The organism is Arthrobacter sp. yr096 (assembly GCF_900108925.1).
In the GTDB taxonomy this organism is placed as follows: domain Bacteria; phylum Actinomycetota; class Actinomycetes; order Actinomycetales; family Micrococcaceae; genus Arthrobacter.
This window is the reverse complement of the sequence record NZ_FNYI01000005.1, coordinates 379,794-394,816: the sequence shown is the minus strand read 5'-3', so window position 1 is coordinate 394,816 and position 15,023 is coordinate 379,794. Positions and strand designations below refer to the sequence as shown.

Sequence of the window (15,023 nt, the reverse complement as noted above, 5' to 3'; positions counted from 1 at the left end):
GGTGAGAGAGCATCACCCAAAAACACACCAAAGGTGAGAGAGCATCACCCAAAAACACACCAAAGGTGAGAGAGCATCACCCAAAAACACACCAAAGGTGAGAGAGCGTCAGGAAGCGGCGGCCAGCACTCGCGCCCGGGCAGCGGCTTGGTCCGCCCGGAGTTCCCCGGCACTCCGGCCCTGCTCCCGGCGCGCCACTTCCTGCTTCAACTGCGGGATGACGTGCTGGCCAAACTCGAGTGCGTCCGGGACGAAGTCGTAACCGCGGAGCCCGAAGATCTCGAATCCGAGCTCGTGGTAGTCCAGGATCGCCTGGGTGACGATGTCGTAGCTGCCAACCAATGCCGTCGCACTTCCTCCTCCGCCACCCGCCGCTTTGGCGAGGGCCGTCCAGAGGGCGCGGTCGTGGAGGTCGCCGCGTTCCGCAGCAGCGAGCAATCGCTGGGTGCCGGCAGCTTCTGGCTTCTGGTTGTAGTGGCGCACAGGGTCAATCACCTCGCCGGCGGATCGGCGCGCCTCGAATGTCCCAAGAACGGCGTGCGCTTTCTCCCACGCCAGCTCATCGGTTGCCGCGACGATCGGCCGGAAGGCGATCTGCCAGCGCAACGGTTCAACCCTGCCCAAAGCAGCGGCCCGCGCAAGGATCTGCTCTTGTTGCGAAGCTGCGTCGGCCAACGGCTCGCCGAAGAGGGCATAGATGTCAGCTTCAGCGGCGCCCACAGACCACGCGGCCTCCGAGGAACCACCAAACGAGATACCCGGCCGTTTCCCGGCAAAGGGCCCCAGACCAGAGGCAAAGTCCTCAAAGCGATAGTGCTCACTGTCCCAACTGAACGAATCCCCGGACCACGCCCTCCGCACAATCTGCATGTATTCCTGCGTCCGGCCGTACCGCGCATCCTTGGCAAGGAAATCGCCCTCGCGGGCCTGGTCCGCTTGGCTTCCACCGGTGATGAAGTGCACGGTCAGCCGGCCTTGCGCGATGTGGTCCAGCGTCAGGAAGGAGCGGGCGGCGAACGTCGGGTGTGAAACGTTGGGCCGATGCGCCAAGCGCAGCTGGATTCGCTCCGTGTTCGCAGCGACCCATGCCGCATGGACTGAGGGGTCCTGCGTGGTGGAGTTGTACGCAAAAAGTACGTGGTCCCAGTTGTTGTCCTCGTGGATCCTGGCGATGCGGGCCGCGTATTGAGGGTCGAAGAAGGGCGTGGTGGCAGGCGACGTCTCGGTGGAGTCGTTGCCGGCACCCATGCCGAGGAATTCGATAGGCATGTTGTGGCTCCTGAAAGTTAGCGGCGAAGGATGCGCTGGGCCAGGAAGTTACCCAGCAACTGCGCGGCCTGGACCATGACGATGATGATCAGGACTGTCACCAGGGTGACTTCCCAGTTGAACTGCTGGTAGCCGTACATGATGGCGAAGTTGCCCAGCCCACCGCCGCCGATGTAGCCGGCCATGGCAGACATGTCCACAATCGCGATGATCATGAACGTGTAGCCAAGGATCAGCGGCGCGAGCGACTCGGGAATCACCACGGCCCACAGGATGTGCAGCCGGCTGTCGCCCATGGCCCTGGCGGCTTCCACCACACCGGGGTCGGACGCCACCAGGTTCTGCTCCACCACCCGGCCAATCACCACACCGGCCATGAGTGCCATGGGCAGGATCGCCGCCGTCGTGCCAATAGTGGTGCCCATGATGATCAAGGTCAGCGGCGCAATGGCCGTGATGAAGATGATGAACGGGATGGGCCGGATGATGTTCACCAGGAAGTTCAGGAACGAGAACACGGCTTTGTTGGCAAACAGGTTTCCGGGCCTGGTGGCGTAGAGCGTGACGCCCAACGCCAGTCCGGCGATGCCGCTGAGCAGGACGGTGATGACCACCATGTAGATGGTCTGTTGGAAGGATTCGCCCAGGACGGGCAGGAGTGTTGTCCAGTCGGTCATGGCTATTCTCCGGCGTTCGCGGGGACGGGAAGGTGCGGAACGGCACTATCGGCGGAGGCCGTTTGACGTTCGACGGCGGTGACGTCACCTAGCTCGGTGAGCGCGGCGTCAATCGCGGCGTCGCTGCCTGTGAGCTCGTAGGTGAGTGTGCCCAGAATCTTGTTCTGGATCTCGGTGACGCCCCCGAACACCACACTGGAGCCCACGCCGTGGCGCTCGAACGTGGCCGCAACCAGTGGTGTGGGCGATGCCTCGGAGATGCCGATGGAGACAAGCTGGCCCGGGTGTGCCGCGGCGAGGCGGCTGACGGTGTCCGATTCCGGTGTGCCGTGCACGGCGGTTGAGACGAAGCGTTGGGTGGAGGCGCTCTGGGGATCGGCGAACACGGAGTAGGTGGGTCCGGCTTCCACTACCCGGCCGGATTCCATCATTACCACGGTGTCGCAGATTTCCCGGACAACGTGCATCTCGTGGGTGATCACCACAACGGTGGTGCCGAGTTCCTTATTAATGCGCCGGAGCAAGCGGAGGACGTCGCGGGTGGTTTCGGGGTCCAAGGCGCTGGTTGCTTCGTCAGCGAGCAGGATGTCCGGGGCGTTTGCCAGAGCACGGGCAATGCCCACGCGTTGCTGCTGTCCGCCGGAGAGCCGGCGGGGGTAGGAGCCGGCCTTGTCCGCGATGCCCACAAACTCCAGGAGTTCGTCCACGCGCGGCTTGATCTTTTCCTTGGGCCAGCCGGCCACCTTCAACGGATACGCGACGTTTCCGAACACGGTGCGGGACTTCAGCAGATTGAATTGTTGGAAGATCATGCCGATGCCTGAGCGGACTTTGCGCAACTGGCCTTCGGGGAGCGAGGAGATGTCCTGGCCCTTGACGAAAACCTGGCCCTCGCTGGGACGTTCCAGTCCGTTCAGCAGGCGGACCAGCGTGGATTTTCCGGCACCGGAATATCCCACGATGCCCACCACCGTGCCCTCTTCAATGTCCAAGGTGACGTCGTCAATGGCACGCACTGGTTCGGTGCGTTGGCTGCGCTTGCTTCCTTGGACCGGGAACAGCTTGCTGACTCCGCGCAGGGAAACGATCGCGCTCACCGGAGCCTCCTTCGGGGTTGTTTGAATGCCCATTCCAGCAGCGCGTCTGCCGCCCAATCGAACCCAATGACCCCCTGTGACCTGCGGTTTCGTTCCTTGACGGTGCGCGTCGGAGTGTTGCGAAGGCGTTCGATTCCCACCATGGCAACTGCCTAGCGTGAGGCAGGGGGAACACCCCGCACCTTCCATTCGCATCAATACCCTTTGTACGGAGAAGCGTCATGAAGAACCGCTTGTTAGTTGCCGCCGTCGGCCTGATCGCCGCCCTATCGCTCTCGGCATGCGGGGGTGCTTCGAGTGGTTCGTCAACCTCCGCGAACACCAAGGTGGTCATCGGTGTGGACGACGGCGCTGAGGAGCACTGGACGCTGCTGAAGAACAAGCTGAAGGACCAGGGCATCGATCTTGAGGTGAAGAACTTCACCGATGGCGCGCAGATCAACACGGCAACCCAGCAGGGACAGGTGGACATCAACCTGTTCCAGCACCTGAAGTACCTGTCCCAGTTCAACGTCAACAGCAACGGCACTCTGGTTCCGGTGGGCGCCACGGCCGTTTACCCGCTGGCGCTGTACTCGGAGAAGTTCAAGTCCGTGGAGGAGCTGCCCGCCGACGCCGAGGTTGCCATCCCCAACAACCCCACCAACCAGGCCCGTGCACTGTTGAACCTGCAGACCGCCGGCTTGCTGCAGCTCAAGGACGGCGGCAACTCGCTGTCCACCCCGGCTGAGATCACCTCCAGCAAGATCAAGGTTGTGCCGGTGGACAGCAACCAGACGGTGAACGCACTCAAGGGCACCACGGATGCCGCCGTCGTGAACAACACGCAGGCCCAGAAGGGCGGCTTGGGCGACGAGAAGATCATCTTCAAGGAAGACCTGAACTCGGAGTCCCTGGCGCCGTACATCAACGGCTTCGTAGTGAAGGCAGACCGCAAGGACGATCCCACCTGGAAGAAGATCGTGGACGCCTATCACACCCCTGAGGTGGAAGCCTCGGTGACCAAGCTCAACGACGGCAACCTGCAGTTCAAGGCTGACTGGACCGCTGCCAAGCTGCAGGAAGTCCTTACCGCCGAAGAGGCAGCCATCAAGAAGTCCAAGTAGCACCTGTGGGCGGCGGTCCTGCGCCGCAGAGCGCCGCCGCCCCACACTCCCCCGGAAAAACAGCACCGAAACAGGCCCATGAACCAGACACTCATCCGTGAACGCCAGCAGATCCATTTCTTCGCCTACCTCGTGGGCACAGGCATCCACCTGGCTTCATGGCGCCACGAGACAGCGTTCCCTCAGGCGAGCATCGACTTCGCCCACCAGGTGCAGCTCGCCAAAACTGCCGAAGAAGCCAAGTTCGATGCGATCTTCCTGGGCGACTCCCTCGCGATCGATGAGACGTCCAATCCGGGCATTCTTAACAGATTCGACCCCATCGGCCTGGTCACGGCCCTCGGCGCAGTCACCAGCAGGATCGGCCTCATCGCCACGTCCTCCACGTCCTATGACGAGCCGTTCAACTTTGCCCGCGCGGCCCTCACTGCGGACCACATCAGCGGCGGGCGTGTTGGCTGGAACATCGTGACCACACGGGACCTCACCAACAGCACTGCCGGCAACTTCAGCGCCGATGATCACTTCGACCACAGCCTCCGTTACCGCCGCGCTGAAGAATTCGTGGAGGTCACCCAAGGGCTCTGGAATTCCTGGGACCCGGACGCCTTCCTCTACAACAAAGCGCAGGGACGATTCTTTGACCGCCGCAAACTCAGCCGGCTGGACTACCAGGGCGAGTTCTTCAAAGTGGCCGGGCCGCTGAACATAGGGCCTTCCCCGCAGCACTCCCCTTTGTTGGCCCAGGCAGGCACGTCCGTCCCCGGCCAGAAGCTGGGCGCGCGGTTCGCCAACGCTCTCTTCGCAAGCCACCCGGACATTCCGCAGGCTCGGCAGTACCGGGAGTCCGTCCGGGCTCAGGCGAAGGCGTTCGGCCGGAACCCTGACGAAATCTACGTCTACCAGGCCATCTCGCCCGTGGTCGCGGACACCCGGGAAGAAGCCCTGGACCGCATCCGGGAGTTGGACAGCCTCATCACCGATCAGCAGGTGCTGGATTTCCTGCAGGAATACTTCGCAGGCCAGCTGGATTTCACCGGGCTCGGTGCTGACGCCACGGTTGCCCAGTCCGGCATTCCCACCATCACGCAGCCCAGGACCGACTTCCGCTCCGCCGGGGAACAGATCAGGGGTCGCGAGGACGAGGTCACGCTCAAGGATCTCTACTCGATCCTTACGGGTGACAAAAGGAACCACGACTTCATCGGGACCCCGCACCATGTGGCCGACTCCCTGGCACGCTGGCACGCCGAAGGCGCCGCCGACGGCTTCAACCTCATGTTCTCCCTCCTCCCCCAGGACCTGGAGCGCTTCGCCACCGGCGTCATCCCCCTGCTCCAGGAACGCGGCCTTGCGCGCACCGAGTACGCGGGCACCACCCTGAAATCACACCTCGGACTCGATCCGGAGCCGAAAGGACAGTCATGACCACCACACCAACCGTTGCCACCGGCACCCACGTGATTCGCCGCGCCCGCCCCGAAGAGTACGACGCCGTGGGGCGGCTGACGTACGACGGGTTCGGCCATCATCTACCCGGGGCACGCCAGCCCGACGAACAGCGTCTTGAACTCTTGCTGGATGCCGCGGCACGGGCCCGCGAAGGCGTGCTGCTGGTTGCCGAAGACGTGGAAACCGGACGCTTGGTGGGCACCGCCAGCCTCCTGCCCTTTGGTTCACACCTCAGCCGTCAGGCACAGGACGGCGAAGTAGAGCTCAGGCTGCTGGCAGTGCTCCCCGAGGCGCGGCGGACGGGTCTTGGCCAGAAGCTCCTTGACGAATCCGCCCGCCTTGCCGCAGCCCAAGGTGCCGGGCGCGTGGTCCTGGACACCGCCGTCGACAATGAACCATCCCAGCGTCTCTACCGCCGCCTGGGCTACGTCCGCCGGCCCGAACGCGAGAAGGAACGCCCTGCGCCGAAGGTGCAGCTGGTGGTCTACACGCTGGACTTGCCGTCGGCCGCCTGAGGCGCTGACGCTGGATCGCCGTCGCTCGCGGACCAACTCGCCAGCAACTTGAGTGACTCCTCCGCCGCCGAGCCGGGCTCTGTGCTGTAAACAATCAAGGACAGCCCGGGATCAGCCGGAAGGTCCATGGCTTCGAAAGACAATTCGAGATCCCCCACCACGGGGTGATGGATACGTTTGAGGCCTGTCCGGTGGTAGCGGACATTGTGTGCTGCCCACCGCGTCCGGAATTCTTCGCTGCGCATGGACAGTTCGCCTACCAGGTCCGTCAGGGCGCGGTCGTAGGGATTGCGGCCGGCTTCCGTGCGCAGGACTGCCACCAGGTCATTCGCTGCGCCCTCCCAGTCGATGAAGAACGCGCGGGCCTTCGGGCTGAGAAACACAAAACGCGCCACGTTCACCGGACGTCCGGGATCCGCAAACAGCTCGGAGTACAGCGCATGCCCCAGTTTGTTGGCCGCCAAGATGTCGCGACGCCCGTTGCGCACATACGCCGGGACATCGGTCATGGCATCCAGAATCCGCTGGACAGTGGGCCGCACCTGCTGCTCAACGGGCTTCCGGCGCGGGGCCTTGGGTGAGCCGGCAGCCCGGGCGAGGTCGAACAGGTGGGCATGCTCGGCGTCGTCAAGTTGCAAGGCCCGCGACAACGACTCCAGGACACCCTCGGACACCCCACTGAGATTCCCGCGTTCCAGCCGGATGTAATAGTCAATGCTCATGCCGCTCAACAGCGCTACCTCTTCGCGCCGCAGCCCCGGGACACGACGATTCCCGCCATACGCCGGCAACCCCGCTTGGTCGGGGCTGATCCGTGCCCTGCGCGTCGACAGGAATTCACGGATCTCACTTCGGTTGTCCATGCACCCAAGCGTAGGTCGCCGCCCGCCGAACAGGGAGGCACTGGGAGTACCCGGAAGACCATGCACTCCCGCGGCCCCGGGAGTAGCGTTCCAATGGAATGGACCACCCATGAAAGGAACATCATGACTACCTGGCTCATCACAGGCTGCTCCACCGGACTTGGCCGCGCACTGGCGCAGGCCGTTCTCGCACGTGGCGATAACGCCGTCATCACCGCCCGCGACGCCTCAACTCTCCAGGAGCTCACCGCGCAATTCCCGACGACGGCACTCGCCGTTGCGCTCGACGTCACCAAGCAGTCGCAGGTTGACGCAGCGGTACAGCAGGCCCAGGAACGCTTCGGCTCCGTAGACGTCCTGGTCAACAACGCGGGCTATGGTTACCGCGCGGCGATTGAAGAGGGCGACGACGCCGATGTCCGCACGCTGTTCGACACCAACGTCTTTGGTCCCGTCGCCATGATTAAAGCCGTCCTTCCGGGGATGCGTTCGCAGCGATCCGGCGCAATCGTGAACATCTCCTCCATCGGCGCCCGCATCTCGCCTCCCGGTTCCGGCTACTACTCCGCTACCAAGGCCGCGCTGGAGGGACTGTCCGGTTCCCTGCACAAGGAACTGAAGCCACTGGGCATCTCCGTGACCGTGGTGGAGCCAGGCGGTTTCCGGACCGACTTCGCGGGACGTTCGCTCACCCAGTCAGCCGAGGCGATCGCCGATTACGCCGATACCGCAGGCAAGCGCCGCAAGGAGCTCGACACCGTCCACGGCACTCAACAGGGCGATCCGGCCAAGGCAGCGGCCGCGATCATGACCGCCGTCGAAGCACCGGAAACTCCCGGTTTCCTGCTGCTTGGCGAAGACGCAGCCAAGGCTTTCGACGCCGTGGAAGAAGCCCAACGGGCCGAGGTGAACCGTTGGCGGGAGCTCAGCGTCAGCACGGGTTACACGGAGTAATGAGGAACGTGTAATCGGTCACACTTGGCCGGATTCGCTTGTCAATCGCAGTGGGCAGCATGAACCATGAATGAGGGAATTCGTTTCCCATACAAGCTGAATCAGCAATCCTCACCGACGAGGATGCGGCCCCTGCGAAGAAGCTTGGGGCTGATAACGGCCTGAGTGAAAGTACTGACAATGACGACACATACTGACTCCATCACGCTGAAAATCTGGGACAAGTCGGCCATCGACCACACCATCGATGCCGCCATCCAGTCCCTCTCACACCGCGCTGCCGCAGAAAACTGCGGAATCGCTGTGACCCTCAGCGGACCGAAAACCTTCACGGTCAGCCTGAGCCGCTAAGCAGCTCAAACTCAACGCAAGAGGACGACGCCGGTACTTACCGGCGTCGTCCTCTTGCGTTTAAGGCGCATCCGCAGGTTGCGTGTATTAGGTACTAGTGGCCCTCGAGCCCGAAACGTGACGCCTCAAGGGAAGTCCTGAGCAAACCTTGAGTTTTCCTTGACGCTTTGCCTGCGCATTTCTTGCGTTGGCGTTGGAACTCTTAGTGAGTCAACGCTTCAACGCTCGAACGGAGGGATCACAATGCTCACGGAAACCACAGTCCACACGGACGCACCGGACACGGCTGCCGCACCCCGCGGATCCCACCGTGCCGCCGGCGGAGTTGTCACGGTTCTGGTGCCGGCACACAACGAGTCCGCGGGCATCACAGAGACGCTGGTCTCCCTGAACAACCAGACCCGTCGTCCGGACCGCATCATTGTGGTGGCTGACAACTGCACCGACGACACCGAGGCCCTCGCGCTTGCCCAGGGCGCAGAGGTCATCCGGACTGTTGGTAACAAGGACAAGAAGGCCGGCGCCCTCAACTTCGCCCTCAGCGAGCTCCTTCCTGATGCCGACCCCGAGGACTTGGTCCTGGTTCAGGATGCTGACTCGCAACTCGCGTTGGACTTCATCGAGAACGCCACCAAGAACCTGCTGACCGACGAATTGCTCGGTGCTGTTGGTGGAGTGTTCAGCGGCGGTCCGGGCGGCGGCTTCGTAGGTCACTTGCAGCGCAACGAGTACGCCCGCTACGCCCGCGACGTCAAGCGCCTCCACGGCAAATGCTTGGTGGTAACCGGAACGGCCGCGCTCTTCCGGGTCAAGACGCTGCGGGACGTGGTCGCAGCCCGCTTGGAAGGCACCCTTCCTCCGGGCAACGGCAAGGGCGGTGTCTACGACACCTCAGTCCTGACCGAGGACAACGAGCTCTCCTTCGCTCTGCTGACTCTCGGGTACCGCATTGCTTCACCCTCAAACTGCACGCTTGTCACCGAGGTCATGCCCACGTGGCGTGAACTGTGGGCCCAGCGGCTCCGCTGGAAGCGCGGCGCCGTGGAGAACTGCGTGCAGTACGGATGGACCAAAATCACCAGGCCGTACTGGGGACGCCAGTTTCTCTCCATGATCGGTGTCCTGGTGACCCTGGCCTACTTCGGTTCCATCATCTTCGCCTTGACCACCGGAATGGGGCTGAACCTCCAGCCATTCTGGATCGCAGTCACCGCCATCTTCGTCCTGGAACGCATCGTCACACTGCGGTTCCGGGGCTGGAGGTACATGCTGCTGGCCGCAACCATGTACGAAACCGTCATCGATATCTTCCTGCAGGCCGTTCACGCCAAGGCCTACCTGGATGCAGCACTCAACCGCAAGAAAGTTTGGTAAACGACTCATGTACAACAACCCAGTAGCTCCCCTTACCGGAGTCACCGCAGCCGGGATGGGCTCAGGCACACTCGCCGCAACCGGCGCCGGAGACCTGTTCTGGTTCGCACTGGCAGCATTCGCCATGCTGGCCTTGGGCCTCGCCATCAAGAGGATCGTCCCGGTCCGCGCAGAGAAGAAGGCCTAGCCGCTTCTTCCCCATAAGCCCAACCAGCCCGCAGGTGTATCGCTAATTCCCCCCAGCGCGATACAACTGCGGGCTGGTTGTTTCCGTGGCCACGAGGCCGCACGGACCGGCCACAGAAAAACGCTGCTTAGGCTACGGGCGCCGTGCTCGCCGAGGTTTTAGCCACTGTGGTGTAACCGGCCTTGGTGCCGGTGACCTTCACGCTCATGGTGTCCGCTTGGTCGGCACTCACCAGCACGTAGGACTTGGCGGTGGCTCCCGCAATTGCGACTCCAGACCGGTACCACTGGTAGGTCAGGGTGGTTCCGGACGTCCAGGTGCCCACGTTGGCGGTCAATGTGGAGCCTACAGTCAGGGTTCCAGTAATGGTGGGAACGGGCGCCACCAGAGTGCCCGCCACAATAGTGGCTGTTGGTGCCGACTCCTTGGTGGTTGTTGCGTATCCGGCCTTGGTTCCTGTCACCCTGACAGTCAGCTTGGTGCCTTGATCGGCGGCGGCAAGAACGCGGGTGGAACCGGTAGCTCCGGAAATCGCCACACCATTCCTGTACCACTGGTAGCCCAAGGCAGTTCCGGCGGTCCACGTTCCCGGATTTGCCGTCAGGGTTGATCCGACGGCAGCTGTTCCGGACACCGTAGGAGTCGGAGCGGTCAACGGGATGCCTGGGACAAACGAGAAATCACGAATCGTGACGGTTTCAGGAGCAACGTGTGCCGCATCTCCGCCGCCACCACCGGTGACCCAAAGGTTGAAGTGGATCTGTTCATTGGCCGGCAGCGGCACCGTGGATCCTTGCAGAACGGTCTTCTTCAGCAGTGTTCCGCCGTAGCCCTCTCCGGCGAAGGTTTCAAAGGTCAGCTTGCCCGGCTCCCAGACCATCCTGTGGGTGAGAATCGGGGCGTTGGTGACATCGAACGTCACGGTGTTGTTGCCCTGGCCAGGGGGCAAGGTGGCATCGAACCAATAGCCATGCCCTTGAGTCACCGGCCAGTTTTCACCGTACGCGGCGCCGCCGCCCCAAGCCGACGCTTCGCAGAGATCGATCTCCGTGTAGCCCGGTTCGGCTGCGGGGTCATACGTGAAGAGGCAGCCCCACACCACTTCCTTCTGAAGGGCGCTGACGTCCTTCTCCACCGTGGTGCTGTACGTGCCGTAGCCGAAACCTTCACGCGTGGACTGGAACTCTGCACCCTTGGGAGATGAACCCGTTGGGTTGCTGATGGAAAGCTTGACGTACCCGTTGGCGTCAGGGTTGCTCACATTGTTGGCGTCCCAACTGGCGTTGTACATGGGTGCCCCACCCCAAAAGCGCTTTTGCCAGTTGAACCCCTTCCAGGCGAAGCTGCCCACAGGCCCGGGATCCTCAGCCATCGGAGTGGTATCCGCGGCTCTTGACGGGCTCATGCCCGTGAACATCGATAAACCTACCGCCATAATGACGGCCAAACCCATTACTTTTCTTCCCCCATATGGAAGGAGCCTCACTGAAAGTGCCATAGCTGTGTCCTCCTGCTGATGCGCCCAGAAACGCCTCCGGCAATTGCCGGAGGCCGCTGTGACGTTCCACCCCCTGAGGAACGTGCAACTCCTCGATTATCGACGAGTACGTGATCCGCCGGAAGATAAATGAACCAGCAAGATTGGCTTTTCAACATCAATTGGATAACGGCACTTCAGGAAGGAGTAACCTTGACCTGTCCGCCCGCTCCACGCGCAGCATCGCTTTCCGGAGGCCATCATCACCATTCGCAGCGCAGGCATACTCCTTTACCGGCAAGCATCAGGCGGGCAAGTGGAGTTGTGGATCGCGCACATGGGCGGGCCCTTCTGGGCAAGGAAAGACCAGCATGCCTGGTCCATTCCCAAGGGTGAATTCCCTGAGGACGAAGAAGCGTTGGCTGCGGCGAAACGCGAATTCACCGAAGAAATCGGGACACCACCCCCGCCGGCCAACTATGAATTACTGGGCGTTTTCAATCAACCCTCAGGCAAACTCATCACCGCATTCGCCGCCGAAGCCAAAGACTTTCAGCCCGCCAGGATTGTCAGCAACACCTTTCCCATGGAATGGCCCAAGGGCTCAGGGACCATCAAGGATTTCCCGGAAATCGATGACGCCCGCTGGTTCGACGAAGCCACGGCCCGGACCAAGCTCGTCAAGGGGCAACTGCCCATCGTGGACGCGCTGGTCCGGCACCTTGGCGAGATAGCCCTATAGAGCCGACCAGCCGCCGTCGGACGCCAGGATGGCGCCATTGACGTTGGTGCCGTCGTCACTGAGAAGGAAGGTGATGGAGGCCGCCAACTGCGCTGCAGTGGCGGGCGTGGGAACAGTCGCCTGCATGAGAGGCCCCAAGCGTTCGGCAGCGAGCTGCGATCCCCAATTCGCCACAATGTTGGTGATGGTTGGGCCGGGAGCCACAGCATTGAAGCGCAGACCCTTGGGCCCGTACATCACGGCCGAGTTCTTGGTAAGCCCCACCACCGCATGTTTGGAAGCGGTGTAGGCGGCTCCGGCTGCGGAACCACGCAGGCCTGCCTCCGACGCTACGTTCACAACCGATCCTGTTCCGGCTTCCAGCATGGGCGGCACCACTGCACGGGTCAGGCGCATGAGGGACGTGACGTTGATGCGGAAGACACGCTCCCACAGTTCGTCATCAACCTCGTGGATGGGAGCGAAGTTGTCCATAATGCCCGCAACGTTGGCCAACCCGTCCACGCGAGCCCCTGCCGCGGCGAGGACCGAAGCGACGGTTTCCTCAGTGGAAATATCACCTGCGACTGGCACCAGGTCCAGGCCGCCATTCTCCTCAACCAGGGCATCCAGACGCTCCTTGCTGATATCGGCTGCAATGACCTTGCCGCCTTCCCTGGCGATCCTCAACGCGGTGGCCTGGCCGATACCTGAGGCCGCGCCCGTGACGATGATGGTCTTGCCCGCAAAGCGGCCCGACGTGATGGTCTCCTGCCATGAAGCTTCGCTGCCCATGATGTCCTTCCGATGTTTACGGGGTGATTCACCCATCTTATGACACTCTGTGTCATTATGTAAGAGTGAATACTGGAGGGATGACTTCGGAAGATGCCAAGCCCCCGCGCGCAAGCGGTCGCCCCGCCACCATCGACCCCGACGCCGTCGCCAGACTCGCCTTGGACCTGTTCGCTGGGCACGGGTATGAAAACACCTCCATGGAAGACATCGCCCGCGCCGCCGGTATCGGCCGCAAGAGCCTCTACCGCTACTTCACCAGCAAGGCGGACCTCGTCTGGGGCGGCACCGAACCCGTGGTCGAGGCGTCAGCACTCGCCTTCGGCTCGTTCCACAGGCGTGGCAAGCCCGACGGCGATGTGCTGGCGGTGCTCCGAGAGGCTGCGGCTGCTGGAGTCGCTGTCATTCCGGATCTGTCCGTGACCCGCGGACGGCTCCGGTTGATCGCCGAGCATGCTGAACTGACCAGCCGGAGCTACGAGTCCCTGGCACCACAGCGCGAAAGGACCTTGGCCTTCCTTGTGGAGAGCGGCCTTTCCACCCCGGCGGCACGCTATTTGAGCGCCGCGTACCTTGCCACAACCTTCGAAGCATGGATGCAATGGGCCGCCGGATCAGATCCCGATCCGGTCCCTTATTTAGAGGCCGCACTCGAGGTTTTGAGAGTTCCCTCTGGTTAGCGGGCTTTCCGGGTGATGAACTGCCGGATCCACTCGACTGTCTCCGGATGGTCCAGGTGCAAACCGTGCCCCGCGCCGGGTACGCGCACCAGCACTGAGCGAGGGATGTGCTGACGAAGGAGCAGGGCATTTGGCAACGGAGTGAGCTTGTCTTCCGTGCCGTGAAGTATCAGCGTGGGCGCTTGAACGGAGCCCAATTCGCTCCAGGCGTCATGGTCGCGACTGGCTTTGAAGTGACGTGCTTTCGCCCACGCTGAGGCCCGGGAATTGAAGAACGTGCTCGTCGCTTCGGGATTGGCGCGGACCCATGCGGGGTCGAAGAAGAGTTCTTCCAGACGTGACATATCACCGCTGACCAGGGCCTCCATGGCAGCTTTATCCGGCTGGGCGCTGGCATCCGGCCACCTGCCACCACTCGTCGCTGCGAGGATCAGCGTACGGACTTTTTGCGGGTAATCGATGGCCAACCATTGGCCAATACGCCCGCCCATCGAGTGGCCGTACACGTGTGCTAAATCCGCATCGGCCGCGTTGAGTACCGTGGCAGCATCTTCGGCCAGCAGTCTGGTGGTGTAGCGCTCAGCGGTACCCTTGGCACTCCTCCCTATCCCCCGGTGATCGAAGCGGATCACGCGGTAATACCGGGACAGCAGCTCCGCCGTCGGGCCCCAACCGTCCATGGCGGTTGCCTGCCCGGCGATCAACAGCAACGGGTCACCGTCGCCGGACTCGCTCCAGGCAAGTTCGGCGCCATCCGGAGCCTCCGCAAAGTTCACCGTGCCACAGTATCCGGGCGGCACTCAAAGTGCTGCGGCGCAGGACACAGTGCGTCAATCTGCGGTAAAGATGTCCTCAATGGCGCAGTCGAAGGTCCGGGCGATGAGGAATGCCAGCGGTAGCGAAGGATCAAACTTTTCCCGTTCGATGGAGATGACCGTCTGCCGGGAGACGCCCAGCGCAGCAGCCAGGTCAGCCTGCGTCCATTGGCGCCCGGCCCGGCGCTCGGCGATGTTGTTCTTCACTTCAGCGCACGGTGCCGGATGGCCAGGTAGCGGAGCCCGGCATCCAGCGCGCTCAGCCCGACGAGTCCCAACAGAACCTGGAGCGCATCCACGCCGATCCGGCCTACAGCCAGCACCGCCGCAACCACAATGGTGGCCACCAGCACGTCAAGAAACGCTCCGGCCCCGGCCTGGCGCATCCATTGCAACTCGACGCTCTGCTCCCCATGCGGATCGCGGGTGACAGTGTGGCGTGAAACGAAAACCCTGGCTCCTAGCGACATCGCGGGATAGGCAGCACAGAGGGCTCCAATCCCCGCTGCGAGCCAGAAGTCGCCCGGGTTTGACACCCCCACCAACAAGGAGACGGCGATGGTCAGGATGGCGCCGAGGATGACTGCGAGGACGTAGTGATGTACCGGCGCACGCCTTGATGTAAAGGAAGCTTTACTCATCTTTGAAGTAAAGCACCCTTTACATCCTGAGGCAATGCACGCGGTGGAG

Annotated in this window: 18 protein-coding genes; 9 read left to right on the top strand and 9 right to left on the bottom strand. The window is 62.6% G+C overall.

Going from position 1 to position 15,023, the window contains the following annotated elements; all coding sequences use genetic code 11:
• Positions 1–108: 108 nt before the first annotated feature.
• The 3 genes from BMY91_RS15185 to BMY91_RS15175 are packed head-to-tail and all read right to left on the bottom strand — an operon-like array spanning position 109 to position 3,043.
• The gene (locus tag BMY91_RS15185; RefSeq protein ID WP_090823325.1) at positions 109–1,269 is read right to left on the bottom strand and encodes an LLM class flavin-dependent oxidoreductase; all 1,161 of its coding nucleotides are present in this window, start codon (positions 1,267–1,269) and stop codon (positions 109–111) included.
• Positions 1,270–1,286: 17 nt separating this feature from the next.
• On the bottom strand, positions 1,287–1,946 hold the full coding sequence (locus BMY91_RS15180; protein WP_090823323.1) for a methionine ABC transporter permease: 660 nt from the start codon (positions 1,944–1,946) through the stop codon (positions 1,287–1,289).
• A 2-nt stretch (positions 1,947–1,948) separates the two neighbouring features.
• Complete coding sequence (locus BMY91_RS15175; protein ID WP_090823321.1) at positions 1,949–3,043, bottom strand: methionine ABC transporter ATP-binding protein; 1,095 nt, start codon at positions 3,041–3,043, stop codon at positions 1,949–1,951.
• A gap of 221 nt (positions 3,044–3,264) precedes the next feature.
• Between BMY91_RS15175 and BMY91_RS15170 the strand changes: the two genes are divergently transcribed.
• The 3 genes from BMY91_RS15170 (at position 3,265) to BMY91_RS15160 (ending at position 6,116) form a co-directional block, all read left to right on the top strand.
• Entirely contained in the window at positions 3,265–4,149 is an 885-nt protein-coding gene (locus BMY91_RS15170) for a MetQ/NlpA family ABC transporter substrate-binding protein (protein ID WP_090823316.1), read from the top strand.
• A gap of 78 nt (positions 4,150–4,227) precedes the next feature.
• The gene (locus BMY91_RS15165; RefSeq protein WP_090823314.1) at positions 4,228–5,577 is read left to right on the top strand and encodes an LLM class flavin-dependent oxidoreductase; all 1,350 of its coding nucleotides are present in this window, start codon (positions 4,228–4,230) and stop codon (positions 5,575–5,577) included.
• A complete protein-coding gene (locus BMY91_RS15160; protein WP_090823312.1) occupies positions 5,574–6,116 on the top strand; it encodes a GNAT family N-acetyltransferase in 543 nt (180 codons plus the stop codon). The genes BMY91_RS15165 and BMY91_RS15160 overlap by 4 nt, the downstream gene beginning before the upstream one ends.
• Here the strand turns inward: BMY91_RS15160 and BMY91_RS15155 are convergent.
• A complete protein-coding gene (locus BMY91_RS15155; RefSeq protein WP_090823310.1) occupies positions 6,086–6,979 on the bottom strand; it encodes a helix-turn-helix transcriptional regulator in 894 nt (297 codons plus the stop codon). The genes BMY91_RS15160 and BMY91_RS15155 overlap by 31 nt on opposite strands.
• Before the next feature lie 123 nt (positions 6,980–7,102).
• On the opposite strand from BMY91_RS15155, the gene BMY91_RS15150 reads away from it, so the two are divergent.
• From BMY91_RS15150 to BMY91_RS15135, 4 genes are all read left to right on the top strand, one after another.
• Complete coding sequence (locus BMY91_RS15150) at positions 7,103–7,933, top strand: oxidoreductase (protein WP_090823308.1); 831 nt, start codon at positions 7,103–7,105, stop codon at positions 7,931–7,933.
• A 180-nt stretch (positions 7,934–8,113) separates the two neighbouring features.
• Complete coding sequence (locus BMY91_RS15145; RefSeq protein ID WP_018778796.1) at positions 8,114–8,284, top strand: hypothetical protein; 171 nt, start codon at positions 8,114–8,116, stop codon at positions 8,282–8,284.
• Between the two features lie 243 nt (positions 8,285–8,527).
• The gene (locus BMY91_RS15140) at positions 8,528–9,658 is read left to right on the top strand and encodes a glycosyltransferase family 2 protein (RefSeq protein WP_090823306.1); all 1,131 of its coding nucleotides are present in this window, start codon (positions 8,528–8,530) and stop codon (positions 9,656–9,658) included.
• 7 nt (positions 9,659–9,665) lie between these two features.
• Positions 9,666–9,845 carry a hypothetical protein gene (locus BMY91_RS15135; protein WP_090823304.1) on the top strand — a complete coding sequence of 60 codons (180 nt, stop codon included), beginning with the start codon at positions 9,666–9,668 and terminating at the stop codon, positions 9,843–9,845.
• 127 nt (positions 9,846–9,972) lie between these two features.
• On the opposite strand, the gene BMY91_RS15130 is transcribed toward BMY91_RS15135, so the two are convergent.
• Positions 9,973–11,250: a hypothetical protein gene (locus BMY91_RS15130; RefSeq protein WP_254779821.1), complete on the bottom strand. Its 1,278-nt coding sequence runs from the start codon at positions 11,248–11,250 to the stop codon at positions 9,973–9,975.
• Between the two features lie 388 nt (positions 11,251–11,638).
• Here BMY91_RS15130 and BMY91_RS15125 point away from each other — a divergent pair, with 388 nt between their 5' ends.
• Positions 11,639–12,064, top strand: a complete 426-nt coding sequence (locus BMY91_RS15125; protein ID WP_256212763.1) for an NUDIX hydrolase — start codon at positions 11,639–11,641, stop codon at positions 12,062–12,064.
• Here BMY91_RS15125 and BMY91_RS15120 read toward each other — a convergent pair.
• On the bottom strand, positions 12,059–12,838 hold the full coding sequence (locus tag BMY91_RS15120; protein ID WP_090823300.1) for an SDR family NAD(P)-dependent oxidoreductase: 780 nt from the start codon (positions 12,836–12,838) through the stop codon (positions 12,059–12,061). The two genes, BMY91_RS15125 and BMY91_RS15120, sit on opposite strands and share 6 nt — an antisense overlap.
• An 80-nt stretch (positions 12,839–12,918) precedes the next feature.
• Between BMY91_RS15120 and BMY91_RS15115 the strand changes: the two genes are divergently transcribed.
• The gene (locus tag BMY91_RS15115) at positions 12,919–13,518 is read left to right on the top strand and encodes a TetR family transcriptional regulator (protein ID WP_090823298.1); all 600 of its coding nucleotides are present in this window, start codon (positions 12,919–12,921) and stop codon (positions 13,516–13,518) included.
• Here the strand turns inward: BMY91_RS15115 and BMY91_RS15110 are convergent.
• Genes BMY91_RS15110 through BMY91_RS15100 form a run of 3 tightly spaced genes read right to left on the bottom strand, consistent with a single transcriptional unit; the run spans position 13,515 to position 14,974 of the window.
• Positions 13,515–14,294, bottom strand: coding sequence for an alpha/beta fold hydrolase (locus tag BMY91_RS15110; protein WP_090823296.1), 780 nt, complete (start codon positions 14,292–14,294; stop codon positions 13,515–13,517). The genes BMY91_RS15115 and BMY91_RS15110 overlap by 4 nt on opposite strands.
• Positions 14,295–14,348: 54 nt before the next feature.
• A complete protein-coding gene (locus BMY91_RS15105) occupies positions 14,349–14,540 on the bottom strand; it encodes a helix-turn-helix transcriptional regulator (RefSeq protein ID WP_090823294.1) in 192 nt (63 codons plus the stop codon).
• Positions 14,537–14,974 carry a hypothetical protein gene (locus BMY91_RS15100; RefSeq protein ID WP_090823292.1) on the bottom strand — a complete coding sequence of 146 codons (438 nt, stop codon included), beginning with the start codon at positions 14,972–14,974 and terminating at the stop codon, positions 14,537–14,539. Before BMY91_RS15100 ends, BMY91_RS15105 begins: the two co-directional genes overlap by 4 nt.
• Positions 14,975–15,023 lie beyond the last annotated feature (49 nt).